This is a genomic window from Enterobacter sp. CPE_E890 (genome assembly GCF_046521475.1).
GTDB classification, from domain to species: domain Bacteria; phylum Pseudomonadota; class Gammaproteobacteria; order Enterobacterales; family Enterobacteriaceae; genus Enterobacter; species Enterobacter adelaidei.
This window is the reverse complement of the sequence record NZ_JBKFZW010000002.1, coordinates 33,070-52,433: the sequence shown is the minus strand read 5'-3', so window position 1 is coordinate 52,433 and position 19,364 is coordinate 33,070. Positions and strand designations below refer to the sequence as shown.

General features: G+C 48.1%; 15 protein-coding genes and 4 pseudogenes. 4 read left to right on the top strand and 15 right to left on the bottom strand.

The genetic code is table 11. From position 1 onward, the window contains the following. Positions 1-162: 162 nt before the first annotated feature. The 7 genes and pseudogenes from ACLHV9_RS24790 to ACLHV9_RS24760 form a co-directional block, all read right to left on the bottom strand. Positions 163-675 (bottom strand): annotated as a pseudogene (locus ACLHV9_RS24790) (transposase); the annotation flags it as partial. A gap of 3 nt (positions 676-678) precedes the next feature. Continuing rightward, the gene (locus tag ACLHV9_RS24785; RefSeq protein WP_013213994.1) at positions 679-1,011 is read right to left on the bottom strand and encodes a hypothetical protein; all 333 of its coding nucleotides are present in this window, start codon (positions 1,009-1,011) and stop codon (positions 679-681) included. Between the two features lie 385 nt (positions 1,012-1,396). After that, the gene (locus tag ACLHV9_RS24780) at positions 1,397-2,308 is read right to left on the bottom strand and encodes a hypothetical protein (protein WP_013213995.1); all 912 of its coding nucleotides are present in this window, start codon (positions 2,306-2,308) and stop codon (positions 1,397-1,399) included. Between the two features lie 51 nt (positions 2,309-2,359). Further along, a pseudogene (locus ACLHV9_RS24775) lies at positions 2,360-4,302 on the bottom strand (hypothetical protein). 3 nt (positions 4,303-4,305) lie between these two features. Beyond that, a complete protein-coding gene (locus ACLHV9_RS24770; protein ID WP_019706022.1) occupies positions 4,306-5,199 on the bottom strand; it encodes a hypothetical protein in 894 nt (297 codons plus the stop codon). A gap of 7 nt (positions 5,200-5,206) precedes the next feature. Continuing rightward, entirely contained in the window at positions 5,207-5,590 is a 384-nt protein-coding gene (locus tag ACLHV9_RS24765; protein WP_180354942.1) for a hypothetical protein, read from the bottom strand. A gap of 101 nt (positions 5,591-5,691) precedes the next feature. Further along, entirely contained in the window at positions 5,692-6,369 is a 678-nt protein-coding gene (locus ACLHV9_RS24760; RefSeq protein WP_410397569.1) for an N-6 DNA methylase, read from the bottom strand. A 271-nt stretch (positions 6,370-6,640) separates the two neighbouring features. Between ACLHV9_RS24760 and ACLHV9_RS24755 the strand changes: the two genes are divergently transcribed. Beyond that, entirely contained in the window at positions 6,641-7,636 is a 996-nt protein-coding gene (locus ACLHV9_RS24755) for a tyrosine-type recombinase/integrase (RefSeq protein WP_023332838.1), read from the top strand. A 366-nt stretch (positions 7,637-8,002) separates the two neighbouring features. After that, complete coding sequence (locus tag ACLHV9_RS24750; protein ID WP_023332837.1) at positions 8,003-9,622, top strand: phosphoethanolamine--lipid A transferase MCR-10.1; 1,620 nt, start codon at positions 8,003-8,005, stop codon at positions 9,620-9,622. Between the two features lie 555 nt (positions 9,623-10,177). Here ACLHV9_RS24750 and ACLHV9_RS24745 read toward each other — a convergent pair. The 3 genes and pseudogenes from ACLHV9_RS24745 to ACLHV9_RS24735 all read right to left on the bottom strand — a co-directional run bounded on the left by ACLHV9_RS24745 (position 10,178) and on the right by ACLHV9_RS24735 (position 12,587). Beyond that, positions 10,178-11,768 (bottom strand): annotated as a pseudogene (locus ACLHV9_RS24745) (IS66-like element ISKox1 family transposase). Positions 11,769-11,797: 29 nt separating this feature from the next. Next, entirely contained in the window at positions 11,798-12,148 is a 351-nt protein-coding gene (tnpB, locus tag ACLHV9_RS24740; protein ID WP_004189161.1) for an IS66 family insertion sequence element accessory protein TnpB, read from the bottom strand. A gap of 4 nt (positions 12,149-12,152) precedes the next feature. Beyond that, positions 12,153-12,587: a transposase gene (locus tag ACLHV9_RS24735; RefSeq protein WP_410397568.1), complete on the bottom strand. Its 435-nt coding sequence runs from the start codon at positions 12,585-12,587 to the stop codon at positions 12,153-12,155. A 131-nt stretch (positions 12,588-12,718) separates the two neighbouring features. Between ACLHV9_RS24735 and ACLHV9_RS24730 the strand changes: the two are divergent. Together ACLHV9_RS24730 and ACLHV9_RS24725 are read left to right on the top strand one after the other, a co-directional pair. After that, a pseudogene (locus ACLHV9_RS24730) lies at positions 12,719-13,701 on the top strand (IS3 family transposase); the annotation flags it as partial. A 65-nt stretch (positions 13,702-13,766) separates the two neighbouring features. After that, positions 13,767-14,471 (top strand): IS6-like element IS26 family transposase, encoded by a 705-nt coding sequence (locus ACLHV9_RS24725; RefSeq protein WP_001067855.1) that lies wholly within the window; start codon positions 13,767-13,769, stop codon positions 14,469-14,471. A 33-nt stretch (positions 14,472-14,504) separates the two neighbouring features. On the opposite strand, the gene ACLHV9_RS24720 is transcribed toward ACLHV9_RS24725, so the two are convergent. From ACLHV9_RS24720 to ACLHV9_RS24700, 5 genes are all read right to left on the bottom strand, one after another. Continuing rightward, on the bottom strand, positions 14,505-16,562 hold the full coding sequence (locus ACLHV9_RS24720) for a putative bifunctional diguanylate cyclase/phosphodiesterase (protein ID WP_407221221.1): 2,058 nt from the start codon (positions 16,560-16,562) through the stop codon (positions 14,505-14,507). A gap of 113 nt (positions 16,563-16,675) precedes the next feature. Next, complete coding sequence (locus ACLHV9_RS24715) at positions 16,676-17,656, bottom strand: IS5-like element ISKpn26 family transposase (RefSeq protein ID WP_407220155.1); 981 nt, start codon at positions 17,654-17,656, stop codon at positions 16,676-16,678. Positions 17,657-17,933: 277 nt separating this feature from the next. Next, positions 17,934-18,215 (bottom strand): helix-turn-helix domain-containing protein, encoded by a 282-nt coding sequence (locus ACLHV9_RS24710; protein WP_000780222.1) that lies wholly within the window; start codon positions 18,213-18,215, stop codon positions 17,934-17,936. Continuing rightward, positions 18,196-18,525 carry a type II toxin-antitoxin system RelE/ParE family toxin gene (locus ACLHV9_RS24705; RefSeq protein ID WP_016156492.1) on the bottom strand — a complete coding sequence of 110 codons (330 nt, stop codon included), beginning with the start codon at positions 18,523-18,525 and terminating at the stop codon, positions 18,196-18,198. The genes ACLHV9_RS24710 and ACLHV9_RS24705 overlap by 20 nt, the downstream gene beginning before the upstream one ends. A 130-nt stretch (positions 18,526-18,655) precedes the next feature. Continuing rightward, positions 18,656-19,360, bottom strand: a complete 705-nt coding sequence (locus ACLHV9_RS24700) for an IS6-like element IS26 family transposase (RefSeq protein ID WP_001067855.1) — start codon at positions 19,358-19,360, stop codon at positions 18,656-18,658. Positions 19,361-19,364: the final 4 nt, after the last annotated feature.

Here is a 19,364-nt window from a genome sequence, read left to right as displayed (position 1 = left end):
ATTCAACCCTTCCACAGAGCACAATGCATAAAATCGCAGATTCGCAGAATGACTCAGAAAATTGGTTTTCCGGTCAGGGCTCATCCATCCGATCATGTCCAAGATATCATCATTGTTACCAACGGTGCAAAACTGGGTCTTCCGCAACTTAGGTGGAGTTGTTTAAGCCAGAGGGCTCATGACTCGTCGTCGAAGTAACTCGAAGCCAGCTCGACCGTACATCTGTCGTTTCAGCATCTTCAGGCGGTTTACATGGCCTTCCACAACGCCATTACTCCATCTGCTGCTTATCGCTTCGTGTATTGCTGTTGCATCCGCTTCCATACTGGCCGCAACACGCTGAAGGTCAATGAGCCCACTTTGACTTACGTCAGTGAACGATTGATTTAACTGCGATTTATTCTTCGTTTTCAGCATTCGATAGAAGTCGAGCGACAGCTGTTGCGCCATTTTCAGTTGCGGTTCTTTCTGGCACATCGATTCGATGAAGCGGGATGCATAGTTTTCTTCTCCTCTGATCATTCGCCAGGGCATTAACCAGCGGCTTACCCTGGATGCTGAGGGGAGTCGAACTGGGGCGATAACGGGACTGTTAACCTGCTTACGCCACTTAGCCACAACATCCCTGACCGTCGTTTCGCTCCCGGTGAAGCCAACATTTACCATCTCCCTCCAAGCCTATATTTGCAACAGTGCCAGTATTCTCCTCCCAGATGATACTAGCTGAATGATTTCCATCGAATTACTGTAATGTAGTACCACCCGCAGAAACGCCCAAGGTATTGGCCGGATGTTATGCGGTCGAGAAACGCATGACTCCACAAGATACGCACAGGGTTGTTGTTTATCCATCTCTCGGGCTAGTGTATCCATCAGGGCGGATTTGTTTTTATCACCATTTTGTCTATAAGTCAGAAAAGGAATAATGTTGGGAAAAACAGTTATCAAGGGAATCGGTAACAGCAGCATTATCTTAATGAATAAATCCCACACAAAAAATACCTTACTCATTCGACTTCGTGTTATACATACCAGTATTTATAACAGTTTTAATCATCTAAATAGTCTTTTCAAGTATAGAACGTTATATTGAACATCAAACAGTTATTAAGGCTGGGATTGACTAAAGCGTTTTCTTTTCAAATACAATATGACGGTGTGGCTTTACAACAATACAACTGATGCATGAGCCATCTCTTTGAGTGGATCAATAGCCCGGCTCTGCATCAGTTGGAACAAGCCGAATGGAGGTTGCCAATTTTCACGACTTATTCAATCACCGTAATTACTCTCCACAATAAAACTAGGCCTGTAGCCGAAGATTTTGATGATGAGCTTGAACTGTCACAGAGCCGGTGGTACCGAACACTTCAAACGTATGAACGTAGGCGGGACGTTAGCTTATTGATAGTTCGTAGGAGTAAATCTCACCAATTCCAATTGTACGGTTGATGGATTTTATAGGATAGTCATATATTGCTCCCAATTGTTTTTCAACGCTATTATTTGGATGATTGTTAATTAAGAAAACGCAGATACCGATAGCCGTAGGCTTTGTACCTAAGGATGTCAGCACCAGTCTTGGGTTTTCTGCATATATATCTAATAAGGTCTGATATACGGCGTAAGGGTTTGCACCAGGACAGGTTCTTAGATCTGTCTCCATGCTGTCGAAATGTAATAAATGCTTTCTGAGTGATTTGTTCTCCCAGCCTGGGATATAAGCTGGGACTGATATACAAGCCAGTAATTTATTGAAGCTTGCCCCATCATCATTACTTAAAATCTGGCCTAGACGAGAGTTTTCAAATCCTAAGAATGAAACCAGGCTGGTTTTTTGTAAGCCAGATGTGATTGTATTCAGTGAAAATACGGGAAGAGAAGAAAATGGCTGTCGGCCATCGCTTAATTGATACTCCTCATCCCCGCCCTCAGTCGAAGGCGACTTACTGTATTCTTTCGGTTCAATGTAGAGAACAGTAAATGATTCTATACCTTCAATCATATTAATGGAGTAAAAAAGATACAATATTTCAGGGAAATCAAGAGAAGTAGAGTCTATTATTACTTTTTTAGGCGACATAGAGATTAATGCATCCTTCAATGCTAACAATTTGTATTTATTACCATTGAGTTTTAATGCATATTCATCTTTTACATATTTAACCTGAAATGCATTGCTTGCGTTTACTTTTTTTATCGCCAGGCCAGTTCTCTCATCTAACTCTTCACCATAGAAAAAAATGTCATGATGGCGATTAGTAAAATCTAAGTTGTTGTGAGTTCTGATACGTTTGAATTTTATCATAACAGGCCCAACTGGTATGATGTGACTGAACTAGAAACATCAAAAGATGAGTCATCGATATCCCACCGGGCTCCATATTTCTTTAACAAGGATGAAAAATCTTCATCACTACCTACAAAAATGGTTTCAACCTCACCTTTGCTAAATTTTATTTTTTTCTTTTTTCTGTGGCTTATTCCAAAATATGGTGCAAGAACTGGATGTAAGACGTAATCATTGAGTTCCAGGTTGTCAGTTGATTTACTCTTCGTTCCTTTCTGTTCAATCAGCACGGACCACACCAATGATTCATTTAGGATTTCCTTAACATTATAAGCAAGAAGATTTATATCAGTTAAATCTAAAGTGAAATGGTTTACTTCTGATTCGCTCTGAGAACGTCGAGATTGGCAATAGTTGAAAATCGCACCAAGTCTTTTAGCCACTCTTTTTAGATGCATTCCATGAGCACCAAAATCTCCTATTTTTTCAATTTCGAGTTCACTCGTCTTCAGGGTGGCCTCTAATTGAGCTTCGATTGTCATGGATGGTATCGTTTTTGGCGGCAGTGGAGACGTGATATTTGTTTTTGTTACCGACTGGTGACATAACTCCAGAAAATGTCTGATGTTCCCTCTTGATAAATATACAAACTGTTTATAGCCAGCGTACAGTGGGCAGATTCTGGTTGGTAATTTATTATAAAGATAGAGAATTACACCGACGAGATTGTTAGGTATCCATGATTTATATTTTGTTGTATGTCCTGCTTTATATTGCAAATATTGTTCTAACACCTCGTCTGGGCTAATACTTTTCCTATTCAGCAATGCACCATTTATCAGGCTTGCCTCAGGAAATTTATCATCTATAAAATATTGAACTTGCAATTTTGACTTTGATTTAGACAAACCGGTTTCAATCATTGAATGTAATTTTTTAGTTAATGCGTCATCACTGAATATTTCATGTGATATCTCTTTTGTCGATTTTTCAGGAAGAAACTTACTGGCCAGATTTTTAATTGAATCCTGATACTCCTTCGTTTGTCTGTGCGGGATTTGATGTTCTGACGTAAATATGGAACGGAGTTTTTCATGATCAGTGTTTTCTATATAATCTGAAAAGCGCAGGGCTAATATCTCACCAGCAAATGTATCAAAGTCATTGAGATACAGTTCTTCTAAGTCTATATATCTGAAATCATGCTGCTCAACAATGCTTTCGTTGCCTAACGTTTTATGTGAAATATTAGCATTTTTCTTATAGGCAACACTGAACAGTAACGGCATGGATCCGTGCTTCATTAAAGTATTGATTATTGCCTGCTGGTCTGATGTCAAGTTCTCGAACTCGTCAATGTAAACTTGAAAATTAGGCTTTATAATGCATCCAGTTATTGCATGTAGTTTGCTAATGATATTCTGTAATGAAAATTTTGTATCAAGAGAAAACGGTGGTGTTTCAGTAACTGGGGCATTTATCCAATTGCAAAGAGTAAACAGTCTTTCATGTAAAAGATCGCTAACATCAACAAGTTTCGCATTTTTATCAATGCCCAAACCTTCAGAAATTGTATCTGGCAATTTCAGATTATTAATCTTCTCTTTCAACGAAAAAACAGGAGATTTTTCGGACAATAAATTATTGGTTAGTTTAACAAACTCAATAATCAGCGATAGACTCATGTACGTTTTGAAAGCTGTTGACCAAAATTTTCCGAGCCAAGCTTCGGTTAATAACTGGCTAAAGGATGTATCCGGGCGCCAATATATACCCAGATTGGAAAGATCCTCAATACCAATCGTATCTTTATTCACACTTAGAGCTGTCTGGTGGCAATGATACTTTAAGAACATCGTTTTTCCATATCCTCTCCCCCCAATAACTATACTTGCTTTTGTCGTTTTTTTTAGATTTACATCTTCGTACCCTAAGGGAAGAACATATTTACCATAGAGATCATCAGGTAATTCTTCGGCACGGTTTTTCGAAAAAATCTCGTTAAATTTCATATTTTACCTTTTGAATAACCTATTCCATCCTTCATTTTCAAACCAGAGGAATGAAAGATTATTATTTGGAGTTGAGTTTGCCAAGACATAACTAAGCCCCAAATTACCGAACCCTAATGGATTGCTTATTGAGTTCTTATTACATATATCAATGTACAATCTTAAGAAATCATTATGTGTATAGAAATATTCTCTATTTATTCTCCTGTTGGATGCTCTAAAGAAACTATGATTTTCATCCAAGTACTCAACAGGCCTAATAATTAGGTTTTTATATTTAGATTGTATCCTTATTGTTGAATCGCGTAGAGCCGCAAATGGAATGAATATTATTTTCTTTCCAAGTTCATCAAGATTTGTTTCTTTCATGAAAGTGTCAATTTGAGTGCCAGAACCAAGCATATCATCAAAAAAAACTATCGCTTTGATTCTTGGTGGCAATTTTTCTATATTTTCAACTTTTACCCCTAAGTTTTTATCGAAAAAATCTCTTTGTAGGAATGTGTGTATTACATCACCACTTTTAGTGACTTTACTATCCACATTATTTATTACGGACGTTCGAAACGGAAGATTCCTTGCATGTTTTGGCGAGTTGATGTCATTCATCCATTTTTCAATATCCTCAATATGGTAAATATCTAACTCCTCTAAGATCTGTGGGAGAATAATTGAGAATATATTATAGCCCATAGATGTAACAGTTTCTCTGTTACGATATATCAACTCGCTTAACACAGAGGCTGCAAGATATTTTTCCTTTTCATCCTTGAAATTATCTAACCAGCGTTGCAGTACTGATACTTTTACATTATCCCAGTAACCAATCTTGATTAATTTTTTGGATTGTTCAATAATCGCTTCAGTATCTCTTGCTGTAATATGATCTATTTTCATGATGTTATTATCGCAGGGGTAGTTTTTTTATGTCATTTAATGTTATGTACTGCGCTCCAATGCCTTTCGAAATACTTTTAATCCAGTCGACTCCAAATTTCGATTTTAATGCCGCGGCAACCATTTCACCACATTCGTACTCAGAAGCTTTGATAACAAAAACACAATCTGTAATGGAAAAAGAACCGTTTCGTATGATCCCAACTTTCCCCAAACATCTTGTTCCTACACGGGGTACAACAACATCTCCTTTCACCGCCTGTACGGCTGAACCATTTTCTGCACTGTCATTGTTATTTTCAAATAAAGAAAAATCATTATAAAAAGAAGATGAATGGATTATCGCATCATGCAGTTGAGTTTTTTTCGTTTTGCTGATATTCCCTCTCATAACTTTTATACCTGAAGTTTCAATCGTTTTTTCGTTATTGTTATATTTAAAAGAGTTATATTGATGGTCGGCCCTTTCAATAAACTCTTCTTTTTTAAGCCTTATCGCTTTTTTTTTTTTGAACTTCTTGTTGTTATTGATGGGCTTATTGATTTTTTGTTACTGACAGTGAGAATATGAGTCCTTGCTTCAGTTCCCAAAAATGCCTTATTATCTAATTCTATAACATCTATATATTTAAATAATGAGGTTATTTTTTCTCTGAGTGGTTTATATTTCTCGCTTGAAAATATCGTATCAGGTACAACAATTCCACAACAACTGTCTCGATCAAGCAACTTAAGCGATAACATTAAGAACAAAACCTCAGCTCTGTAATATTTTGTTTTATGATTTAGTGCCCACTCCTTAAATAAGAACCTTGTATAGGCAGTATGTTCAGCTGTATAAAAAGGAGGATTGCCAATGACTATGCCATATGTACTGTTTTGTGCCTTTATTTTATCAAAACTGGCTGAATGGGTTGCATCTAAACATATACTCGTCGTGTTTTGTAATAGGTCTAACTTTCTGCAGTTTTCATCATCAATATCAATTCCGTAGAGCTTTGCGTTGTCGTATTTGAGCGCAGCTGTCATCAACAACGAGCCTTCACCAGCACTTAAGTCAATGATTGTACTTGCTTCGTCTGATGGTAATGATGAGATAAGCAACTCTGCCACATCCCGGTTTGTATAGTACTGAGATAGACGTTTTTTTCTTGAAATCGTTTTGCCCATGCTCAACTTGAACTTCCGCCTCTTCTGCTCTTGTTTTTGGAATGCTACCGCCCTCAGATCATCATGTCTGATAGCCATATCATTTAACAGATAATTCAAATGTTTTATCTTTGTTAAAGATATAGGCAACAGAGACTGGACTCAATAACTTTTCTACTTATTAAAATGTACGTTTGAGAAAGTAGACTCTATGCGGTACGCTCTGGCGTATACTTTTCCCCGATTTTTCACGCAGCGCGCCGGACGCTTTCCGGCCCGGACGGAGCCCCGGATGACACTGATGCCTGACGATGAACCCGAGCAGCTCCCGCCACCGGCGGTCATTCCACCTGATGGGGATTTCCTGCCGGCGCTGGTTGGTACTGAAAGCCCGGTCGGTCCCGCCCGGGCCTACCTGCTTTCCCTCAATTCCCCCCGCAGCCGGCAGACCATGGCCTCGTTCCTCGGTATTGTTGCCGGCATGCTCGGCGCCGCGTCCCTGGAGTCCTGCAGCTGGGGCAGCCTGCGCCGTCATCACGTTATGGCCGTGACCGAGCTCCTGCGCGACACCGGCCGGGCCACGGCGACCGTCAACACCTATCTTTCGGCACTCAAGGGGGTGGCGAAGGAAGCCTGGATGCTGAAACTCATGGACGTCGAGAGCTTCCAGCACATCCGGGCGGTGCGTAACCTTAGGGGCAGCCGCCTGCCGCGCGGCCGGGCCCTGCCGCCGGAGGAGATACGGGCGCTGTTTGGTGCCTGCGAGGCCGATGACTCCAGCATCGGGGTACGCGATGCGGCAATGCTGGCCGTCATTCTCGGCTGCGGCCTGCGCCGGTCAGAGGCGGTAGGGCTGGATTTGCGTGACGTTGTCACAGATGAGCGGGCGCTCCGGGTGCTGGGTAAGGGAAACAAGGAGCGGCTGGCCTATATGCCGGCGGGCACCTGGCAGCGGCTAAGGACGTGGATCGATGACGTGCGGGGAGAAAAAGACGGGCCGTTGTTCACCCGTATCCGCCGCTTTGACACCCTGACGAACGACCGGCTGACCGACCAGGCGGTGTATCACGTCCTGCAGGTCCGCCAGCGCCAGGCGGGGGTTACAAAATGTGCCCCGCACGATTTAAGGCGAACTTTTGCCACCGCCATGCTCGATAATGGCGAGGATCTCATCACGGTAAAGGACGCGATGGGGCATGCCAGCGTCACCACCACCCAGCAGTACGATCGCCGCGGCGAAGCGCGCCTGCGCACGGCCCGCGATCGCCTGAATCTGACTGACATTTAATATCATATTAAGTTAATAACTTAACAAGAAACCGTAACAGTAATGCCGGTGGCAGCCGTGCTGCTGTCATATCCGGTACTGTCTGAACAGAGGAGGCGGAACTCCGGACTACGCTGCTTCCCCTGTTGCGCAGTCTGAAGGACGTCTTCATCTTTTCCCTTCGGTAAACGGCCAGCTGGCTGCTCCGCTTTGTATCCCAATACCGCTACCGGCGACTCAGGCCGGATACCAGAGATAACTCACTGATTGGGTACTAGTCATTAAAAAATAGTTTCGCTTAGGAACCGCCGGGTCTGATAACCTGTTGCCCTTTTTCTGGTGCAACCTGTGACCCCGGGCGGGGACATATTATTGATGGAGATCGTAATGCCCGTACTTTTCAGGATGAGGGTAATCCCCTTGGTTTTACTTCTGGCACTCGTTTTTGCATTCTTACTTAACTGGCCGGTGTTGCTGCATTTCTACGATATCCTGAGCCGTCTTGAACATGTGAGGGCGGGGTTCGTCATCTCCATTCCGTTTGTGCTGGTTGCAGCGCTTAACTTTGTGTTTATGCCCTTCTCGGTTCGCTACCTGCTCAAACCCTTCTTTGCCCTGTTGCTGGTCACCGGTTCGGTGGTGAGTTACGCCACACTGAAATATAAAGTGATGTTTGATCAGTCCATGATCGAAAATATACTGGAAACAAACCCACAGGAAGCGCATGCCTACCTGAATGGCTCACTGGTGCTGTGGCTGGTCTTCATGGGCATTCTTCCGGCTATCCTGTTGTTTTTGATTAAAATTGAATATGCAGACAAATGGTACAAAGGGGTTGCCCACCGGCTGCTTTCCATGCTCGCTTCGCTGATCCTGATTGCAGGTGTTGCCGCTCTGTATTACCAGGATTATGCTTCTGTCGGGCGCAATAACCCGACGCTGAACAAAGAAATTATCCCGGCAAACTATGCGTACAGCACTTTCCATTACGTGAAGGATACCTATTTTACGACGAAAATGCCTTTCCGGACGCTGGGGGATGATGCAAGGCGCGTTACCCGGAATGGTAAACCCACGCTGATGTTCCTGGTAATTGGCGAAACGGCACGGAGCCAGAATTTCTCCATGAACGGCTACCCGCGTGACACAAATGCCTTTACCAGCAAAATCGATGGCGTTATTTCGTTCAGGAATATGCGTTCCTGTGGCACGGCGACCGCAGTCTCGGTGCCCTGTATGTTCTCGGATATGAACCGGACGGATTACGATGGTAAAAAGGCTGCCGGCAGTGAAAATGTCCTCGACATCGTGCAGAAAACGGGGGTTTCGCTGTTGTGGAAAGAAAACGATGGCGGGTGTAAAGGCGTATGCAGCCGTATCCCGACTGTCGAAATTAATCCCGGTATCAGTAAAAAACTGTGTGACGGTAAAACCTGCTATGACGATGTTATGCTGGAAAACCTGGATACCGAAATCGGCAAAATGGCCGGAGACAAGCTGATCGCCTTCCATATGATTGGCAGCCATGGACCGACCTATTACCAGCGTTATCCGGCAGAGCATCGTCACTTCATGCCGGAATGTGCGCGCAGCGATATCGAAAACTGCACGCAGGAACAGCTGGTTAATACCTACGACAATACCATTCGCCACACCGACTATGTGTTAGCGCAGATGATTGAAAAGCTTAAGCAATACAGCGAACAGTACAACACCGTACTGCTGTATGTGTCCGATCACGGCGAATCTCTGGGAGAGAGCGGACTGTATCTGCACGGTACCCCCTACAAACTGGCACCGGATCAGCAGACGCACATCCCGATGCAGCTCTGGATGTCGCCAGGCTTCATTGCTGCTAAAAATATTAACGCCGCGTGTCTGCAGCATAATGCCGTTAACAGGACATATTCCCACGATAACCTTTTCGCGTCCGTACTGGGGCTCTGGGACATCACCACCGGGGCCTATCTTCCGGAAAGCGACCTGTTCCGCGAATGTCGTGGATAGCCTACATACTCGGTCGATTTCCGGAAACAAACAGCCTGCTGCCGGAAATTATAAAATTTTGCTGACGGCGTGCATGCCGTCAGCGCCTGTTTGCCTGCTCCCGAAGCAGGCATTTTTTTACCTGAGTCGACCTGTCTGACATACATCGCCGCGCTTACCCACACCCTTATCCCCGGTTCCTGTGGATAAACCTTACAAAACGGATCCCCGTTTCTGGTACCTTCGGGCGGCAGAATGACCGGTTGCCTCTCGGCCAGCGCGCGGGCCCGTAGTATCTCTGTACCTGGCGTCATACCGGATGCCTGCCGTCTGCATTATCCTGACGGATGGAGCCGTCCATCATAAACCTGCCGGGTTCAGTACGGACGGGTGTCATCGCATTTACGATGAAGACAAAATGTGACTCTGATTATCCCGTTGTGCTTACTGGCCGATCGGGGGATCTCTTTTCTGATACATTGTGTCAGCTCAGTAGACTGGCCCCATGAATCTCCAGACAGTTGGTATCACTTAAGTTAGTGATAGGTAAGCGTTAAGTGAGCGCCGTATTGACGGTTATTTATCGGTAAGAACCACGTTCCATGGCAGCAGTTCGGCCACTTTGTTGCTGGGCCACTCCGGCAGTACGCTCAGGATATGGCGAAGGTAGGCTTCCGGATCGATACCATTCAGCCTGCACGTCCCGATCAGTCCGTACAGCAGGGCTCCGCGCTCACCACCGTGGTCGCTGCCGAAGAAGATAAAATTCTTTTTCCCAAGACAGACGGCACGAAGGGCTCGTTCGGCAGCGTTGTTATCAGGCTCTGCCAGGCCATCTTCACAGTAGTAGCACAGCGCATCCCACTGGTTCAGGACATAAGCGAACGCTTCGCCCAGACGGGACTTTTTCGACAGCGTCTCATTTTTTCTACCAGCCATTCATGCAGCGATGCCAGCAGTGGTTTGCTTTGCGATTGTCTGGCTGCCAGACGCTCTTCTGTCGTGAGGCCGCGTATTTCTTCTTCTATCGCGTACAGCTCACCGATACGTTTCAGGGCTTTTCCGCTGTCGCTGTGTGAGTGCTTATATAGACATCATGGATTTTTCGGCGGGCATGGGCCCAACATGCGGCTTCTGTCAGCGGCCCTCCTTCACGTTCCGGACTGAACAACCGATCGTAGCCTGCGAAGGCATCCGCCTGCAGCACACCATGATAGTGGCGAAGGTGTTGCTGAGGATGTTTTCCCTGCCGGTCTGGCGAGAAGGCGAACCATGCCGCTGGCGGATCTGATGAACCTGCGCTTCTGTCGTCACGTACATACGTCCAGATACGCCCGGTTTTCGTCTTCTTTCTGCCCGGTGCAAGCACCAGAACCGGAGTGTCATCCGTATGCAGTTTGTGGCAGTCCATCACGTAGTGGTAAAGGGCCTCATCCAGCGGGGCCATTAACCGGCAACATGCATCCACCCAGTTGGAGAGCAGAGCCCGGCTCAGATCCACGCCCTGACGGGCAAAGATTTCGCACTGGCGATACAGCGGCAGGTGTTCGCAGTATTTGGCCGTTAACACGCGGGCCAGCAGACCCGGCCCGGCGATACCCCGATCGATGGGACGTGATGGCGCAGGTGCTTCAACGATACAGTCACATCGGGTGCAGGCCTTTTTCACCCTGACCGTGCGGATCACTTTCAGGGCGCTGGAGACCAGTTCCAGCTGCTCCACGCTGACTTCGCTGAGGTACGCCATACTGCTGCCGCATTCCGGACAGCTGGTTTCCGCAGGATCCAGCCGATGTATCTCGCGGGGAAGATGTGCTGGTAACGGGCGACGATGGCGGGACTGACGCAACTGGCGAGGTACCTGCGGATCGTCTTCCCGTCCGTTGTAGCGATCGCTTTGCTGCTCCTGCTGTTTCAGCAGGGCTTCGGCTTCTTCAACCTGTCGGCGAAGTTTTTCGGAGCGGGTACCGAACAACATTCGACGCAGTTTTTCTATCTGTGCCCGCAGATGCTCTATCTCGCGCTCTTCGTTCTCTATTTTCTCTTCTGCGCGGGCCAGTGCAGAACGCAGGAACGACTCAGTCTCTGCAACGAGACTGAGCTGACTGTCTTTCTGGCGAAGCGCGTCTTCCAGCGCAGCGATACGGGCGAGATAGTCGTGATTCATAACCGCTTTTATAATGCGGTTATGATTTTTTACAACATTGTCAGTGAGTTAAGGCGGGATATTTTTGGCTGGCGCCAGTCCAGCTTATCAAGGAGCATGGCAAGTTGTGAGCGGGTGATCGCGATTTTGCCGTCGCGTACAGCAGGCCAGACGAACTGTCCCTCTTCCAGGCGTTTGATAAACAGGCACAGACCATCAGCATCAGCCCAAAGTATTTTCACGGTATCGCCACGGCGTCCCCGGAAGATAAACAGATGGCCGGAGAAGGGATCCTCATCCAGAACGTGGTGTATCTGTTCGCCCAGCCCGTTGAAGGATTTACGCATATCCGTGGCCCCGGCGACCAGCCAGATGCGGGTGCCTGACGGGAGGGATATCATGGTGTCACCTCCCGGTCAATTCGCGGATCAGCACAGTCAGCAACTCTGACGACGGGTTCTCCAGCGTCATTTTGCCGTGGCGGAACTCAACATGACAGGAAGTGGCGCTGGCGTGAGCGGAGGAGAACGTACACAGAGTGTCATTCTCTGCTGCGGGCAACGGGTCGTTGATAACGTCGACGGACAACAGAGTCGGAGAAGCCGGAAGAGATTGAGGTACCACCGGCCCCACGATAGTTGCAGGCATTCGACGAGAGATTCGCCCCTCTCTCTGCCAGAGGCGTAGCCACTTAAAAATGAGATTATTATCAACGCCATGTTCCCGCGCCAGTTGTGCGACGTTGGCATCTGGTCGTGAAGCCAGTTCGACCATCCGAAGTTTGAAGTCACTGGAATAGACGGTACGCGATTCAGTTCGCCAGTTGGCAGCATTTTCCATAAACAGAGCTCCTTCTAAATTAGACGGAGCTCTAAGCTAGCGATCCCGGGACTGGAATCACAGGCGGCAGTGACTTGACGCTTACAGTGATAGTCTTAATACTAGTTTTTAGACTAGTCGTTGGAGTCCGAATGATTGATGTTTTAGGTCCAGAGAAGCGCAGACGGCGAAGTGTTCAGGAAAAAATCGCCATTGTTCAGCAGAGTTTTGAGCCCGGAATGACCGTGTCGCTGGTCGCCCGTCAGCATGGCGTTGCTGCCAGTCAGCTGTTCCTGTGGCGTAAGCAGTATCAGGAAGGCAGCCTTACAGCCGTTGCCGCAGGAGAACAGGTTGTGCCCGCGTCGGAGCTGGCATCTGCGATGAAGCAAATTAAAGAGCTGCAGCGCCTGTTGGGCAAGAAAACCATGGAAAACGAGCTGCTAAAAGAAGCCGTTGAATATGGCCGACAAAAAAAGTGGATAGCGCACGTGCCCTTGTTACCGGAGGATGGCGAATAAGCCTTGTCAGTCGTTGCCTCCGGGTCTCACGTGCGCAACTGCATGCCATAGCCCGTCAGTCGAAGGACTGGCAGGATCGTCGGTGCAAGCGCAAGCCTGATGATACTGACGCGCTGGCCCGTATCCATACCGTTATCGGCGATCTGCCCACCTATGGTTATCGTCGGGTATGGGCACTGTTGCGCAGACAATCAGAAACTGACGACATGGCGGTGATCAATGCCAAACGCGTATACCGCATCATGCGTCAGAATGCGCTGCTGCTTGAGCGTAAACCGGAAATACCGCCATCGAAGCGGGCGCATACAGGGAAAGTGGCCGTTGGAGAAAGTAACCAGCGGTGGTGCTCTGACGGCTTCGAGTTCAGCTGTGATAACGGTGAAAAACTGCGGGTCACGTTCGCTCTGGACTGTTGCGATCGCGAGGCACTTTACTGGGCGGCCAGTAACGGTGGATATGACAGTGAAACCGTGCAGGACGTCATGCTGGGTGCCGTGGAGCGTCGCTTCGGTAACAGCCTGCCGACATCCCCAGTTGAGTGGCTGACAGACAACGGTTCAGCCTACCGTTCTTATCAGACGCGTCAGTTCGCCAGAATGGTAGGACTGGAGCCTAAACAGGCACTGTTGCAAATAGTCGGTGGTGATAAACTTATCATCCCCTTTTGCTGATGGAGCTGCACATGAACCCATTCAAAGGCCGGCATTTTCAGCGTGACATCATTCTGTGGGCCGTACGCTGGTACTGCAAATACGGCATCAGTTACCGTGAGCTGCAGGAGATGCTGGCTGAACGCGGAGTGAATGTCGATCACTCCACGATTTACCGCTGGGTTCAGCGTTATGCGCCTGAAATGGAAAAACGGCTGCGCTGGTACTGGCGTAACCCTTCCGATCTTTGCCCGTGGCACATGGATGAAACCTACGTGAAGGTCAATGGCCGCTGGGCGTATCTGTACCGGGCCGTCGACAGCCGGGGCCGCACTGTCGATTTTTATCTCTCCTCCCGTCGTAACAGCAAAGCTGCATACCGGTTTCTGGGTAAAATCCTCAACAACGTGAAGAAGTGGCAGATCCCGCGATTCATCAACACGGATAAAGCGCCCGCCTATGGTCGCGCGCTTGCTCTGCTCAAACGCGAAGGCCGGTGCCCGTCTGACGTTGAACACCGACAGATTAAGTACCGGAACAACGTGATTGAATGCGATCATGGCAAACTGAAACGGATAATCGGCGCCACGCTGGGATTTAAATCCATGAAGACGGCTTACGCCACCATCAAAGGTATTGAGGTGATGCGTGCACTACGCAAAGGCCAGGCCTCAGCATTTTATTATGGTGATCCCCTGGGCGAAATGCGCCTGGTAAGCAGAGTTTTTGAAATGTAAGGCCTTTGAATAAGACAAAAGGCTGCCTCATCGCTAACTTTGCAACAGTGCCTCAATCAAAAAGCGTACGCCGATATCCTTCAGCTGCTTCATGGTTTCCAGCGTGATATCCGGATTGGAAATCGTCACGTTTTCGGTAATTTCTAACTCCAGCCGGGACGGTTTAAGCCCCGATTTTTGCAGCGCAGCCTTTACCCGTTTCGCCAGGCCACGGGTATTAAACTCCACCGCCGAAATATTGACCGAAATAACCAAATCGGGCGAGAGATGCACCATATCTTTACAGGCTTTCTCCAGCACCACATCACTCATGGCAACGATCAGGCCCGTCTCTTCCGCAAGCGGGATGAACTGATCCGGCATCAGTAAACCGAGACGCGGATGCTGCCAGCGAACCAGTGCTTCGACAGCAGCGATACGCGAGGTTTTAATGTCGTAACGGGGCTGATAAACCAGCTGAAACTGGTCTGTGCATAACGCTTCACGAAACTCTTTTTCCATTTCCCGGCGCTGAATTAAGTACTCGCCCATGTTGGGTTCGTAAAACACCCAGTTATTGCGACCGGTATTTTTCGCTTTATACAATGCGATATCGGATAACCGAATCAGATCGCTGGCGTTCATTGCATCCTGAGGCGCCAGTGCAATCCCCATACTCACGCTGATATACACTTCATTGCCGTTAACGATAAAAGGCCGGCTTATTTCACTGGCAATGCGCTGGCAGAGCGTCTCTATGTCTTTACGCACATAAATATCCGGCAGAATAAAGATAAACTCATCTCCGCCCTGCCGGGCAACCAGATCGATTTTACGGGTACAGGACCGCAACCGGCTGGCGACTTCATTGAGTAACGCATCGCCCGCATTGTGGCCGAATAAATCATTTACCGGTTTGAATTTATCCAGGTCGAGGCTGATCATGGCCAGGGGATGATCCGGATCGGGTAAAGAACGCAGCTCACCTTCCAGAAACTCTTTCATTCTGACCCGGTTTGGCAGGCCGGTTAATTCATCATGCCGCGATAAATACTCGGCACGCTCCTGCGCCTCCACTTCCAGAGTGACATCGGTCACCGTACCGCGAAAGCCCATAGAACCATCATCCATAATGGCGCGCTTCGCCACCACATTGCAGTAACGCTGATGGCCCTGAGCTGAGAAATAGCGGGCCTTTTTGAGCGTGTAATTACTGCTCGTCTGCGGATTCAGCAGCCAGTGATGAAAAAGGATTTTGTCGCTGTGGATGAAATCCAACATGTTCCGCCCAAGCCAGTCGTCAGAATGATGACCGGTAACGCCGGAAAAACGGTCGGATAACCACGTTAGCCGTGCCTCGCTGTCCGCTTCCCAAATCCAGTCGGTGGTGGCTTCAATGACGTCGCGAAAGCGTCGTTCACTTGCCGTAAGCGCTTGTCGGCTTTGCTCAAGCAGGAAAACATTTTCGTCATTAATTTGCGCTTTGATTAACGCACCACGCCGCATCAACCAGGTAAATGCAATGGTCGATAACATCAGAATGATGATTAACGGCAGCTCCCGGTTCATCAGCGCTCTGCCCGGATCGTCGTTTCGCCACTCAATCCGAACATCGCCATTATCAATGGGTAAAATAAGCTGAGCTTCCCGGTAGTCGGCTTTCAGGTGTGGCTCCATTCTGCCGAACGTATGCGCATTATGAATGCCGTATTCGTTGCCCATTTTCTCCAGTTTAACGGGCGTTAACACGTCGGCGAAAATCAGTACCGAGGCATCTTCCGCCACCGGCGTGATGCTTTCATCGTCTCCCGACGTGATCCGGGCCGCCGCCAGTAAGGTGAGTTGCCCGTTGGTCATCATAAGGCGTGAGACGGCTTTACCCTGGCTTTGTGAGAGGTCGTTAAAAAGTTCTTTGGTGATGTTCCGGTTGAGCCATTTCTCGAAAGGCTGGCTGACAAGATTTCCTTCAATGACGCTATAACGCGTCTCCCCGGCGGGAGACAAAACAAATACGCCTTCATACTGGTAATTCGTGTAAAGCGATTCACCAAGGTTCTGGCTGTCCCATGCCCATTTAAGGAAGGTGCGAATAAGCAGGTCATTTCTTCCCAAGCTGACTCGCTGATTAAAATTTCGCGGATCTGGGCCGATTTTTTTCCCGCAAACACATCGAATCAGCCTATTTAGGCTATTTTTTCCACCATTTCTGGCGTTATTTCCGGTTTTTACTGAGATCTCTCCCACTGACGTATCATTTGGTCCACCCGAAACAGGTTGGCCAGGGTGAATAACATCGCCAGTTGGTTATCGTTTTTCAGCAGCCCCTTGTATCTGGCTTTCACGAAGCCGAACTGCCGCTTGATGATGCGAAACGGGTGCTCCACCCTGGCACGGATGCTGGCTTTCATGTATTCGATGTTGATGGCCGTTTTGTTCTTGCGCGGATGCTGCTTCAAGGTTTTTACCTTGCCGGGACGCTCGGCGATCAGCCAGTCCACATCCACCTCGGCCAGCTCCTCGCGCTGTGGCGCTCCCTGGTAGCCGGCATCGGCTGAGACAAATTGCTCCTCTCCATGAAGCAGATTACCCAGCTGATTGAGGTCATGCTCGTTGGCCGCGGTGGTGACCAGGCTGTGGGTCAGGCCACTCTTGGCATCGACACCAATGTGGGCCTTCATGCCAAAGTGCCACTGATTGCCTTTCTTGGTCTGATGCATCTCCGGATCGCGTTGCTGCTCTTTGTTCTTGGTAGAGTTGGGTGCCTCAATGATGGTGGCATCCACCAAAGTGCCTTGGGTCATCATGACGCCTGCTTCGGCCAGCCAGCGATTGATGGTCTTGAACAATTGACGGGCCAGTTGATGCTGCTCGAGCAGGTGGCGGAAATTCATGATGGTGGTGCGATCCGGCAGGGCGCTATCCAGGGATAATCGGGCAAACAGGCGCATGGAGGCGATTTCGTACAGGGCATCTTCCATGGCACCGTCGCTCAGGTTGTACCAATGCTGCATGCAGTGAATACGCAGCATGGTCTCCAGCGGATAGGGCCGTCGGCCATTGCCCGCCTTGGGATAAAACGGCTCGATGACAGCGGTCATATTCTGCCATGGCAGAATCTGCTCCATGCGGGAGAGGAAAATCTCTTTTCGGGTCTGACGGCGCTTAGTGCTGAATTCACTATCGGCGAAGGTGAGTTGATGGCTCATGATGTCCCTCTGGGATGCGCTCCGGATGAATATGATGATCTCATATCAGGAACTTGTTCGCACCTTCCCTAAGTCACCGGCGGCTTGCCTGCCACACATTGAACATTACAGACCAATTAGCACTTTGTCACCGGGGAAAGATGTAAAGATTATGTATAAATAGATTGGCTTAGAAGTGACATTTCAACTTTGGAGAAACAGGTGACATTTTAAACTTGCTTTAACAAAATTTTGGGACTGACCGAAACAAAAAGGCCAGCCCCGGAGGGCTGGCTATTCAGTACAGGGCAATGACAGGTTTCTTGATGCCGCAGGCGTGAGCGTAGCGGGTCAGTGTGTCGATGCTGGCTTTGGTGATGTTGTTTTCCAGGCGAGAAATAACCGGAGGTGTAACCCCCATGCGTTCAGCAACCTGCGCTTTTGTCAGGTTGTCATGCTTGCGCCATTCAGCAAGCAGCTCCCTGAGCTTTTCCTTACGTTCTTCTTCCTGCCATGCAGCGCGATATTCATCGTCCTGCATCCACTCGTTATGCAGTTCTTTATGGCTTACCAGTTTCATTAAGTACCTCCGCTAACCGCTTTTTGGCGAGATCGATTTCTTTCGCTGGCGTTTTCTGTGACTTCTTGATGAAAACACGGAGCATGATGATGGTATTGCCTTTGTGGTATACCCAGATTCCCCTGGCTATGTCCGTCCCCATCGTGCGGATCTCAAAAAGTCCATCGCCCAGGGGCTTCGTGTCCGGCTCCCGCAGTAATCGGGCGTCATACTCCAGTTTGCCGATGAGACGGTCAAACTTCACCCTGATTTTTACGGGTAATGCTGTGGCTTCTTCCCTGGCTTCCGGGTGATAAAGAACGCTAAACATGTGACCTCCCATTTCTATTAATATTAACCTATAGGCTAATTTCAGACAAGGTAGAATTAACCTATAAGCTAATTTTGTGGCACTGTTGCAAAGTTAGCGATGAGGCAGCCTTTTGTCTTATTCAAAGGCCTTACATTTCAAAAACTCTGCTTACCAGGCGCATTTCGCCCAGGGGATCACCATAATAAAATGCTGAGGCCTGGCCTTTGCGTAGTGCACGCATCACCTCAATACCTTTGATGGTGGCGTAAGCCGTCTTCATGGATTTAAATCCCAGCGTGGCGCCGATTATCCGTTTCAGTTTGCCATGATCGCATTCAATCACGTTGTTCCGGTACTTAATCTGTCGGTGTTCAACGTCAGACGGGCACCGGCCTTCGCGTTTGAGCAGAGCAAGCGCGCGACCATAGGCGGGCGCTTTATCCGTGTTGATGAATCGCGGGATCTGCCACTTCTTCACGTTGTTGAGGATTTTACCCAGAAACCGGTATGCAGCTTTGCTGTTACGACGGGAGGAGAGATAAAAATCGACAGTGCGGCCCCGGCTGTCGACGGCCCGGTACAGATACGCCCAGCGGCCATTGACCTTCACGTAGGTTTCATCCATGTGCCACGGGCAAAGATCGGAAGGGTTACGCCAGTACCAGCGCAGCCGTTTTTCCATTTCAGGCGCATAACGCTGAACCCAGCGGTAAATCGTGGAGTGATCGACATTCACTCCGCGTTCAGCCAGCATCTCCTGCAGCTCACGGTAACTGATGCCGTATTTGCAGTACCAGCGTACGGCCCACAGAATGATGTCACGCTGAAAATGCCGGCCTTTGAATGGGTTCATGTGC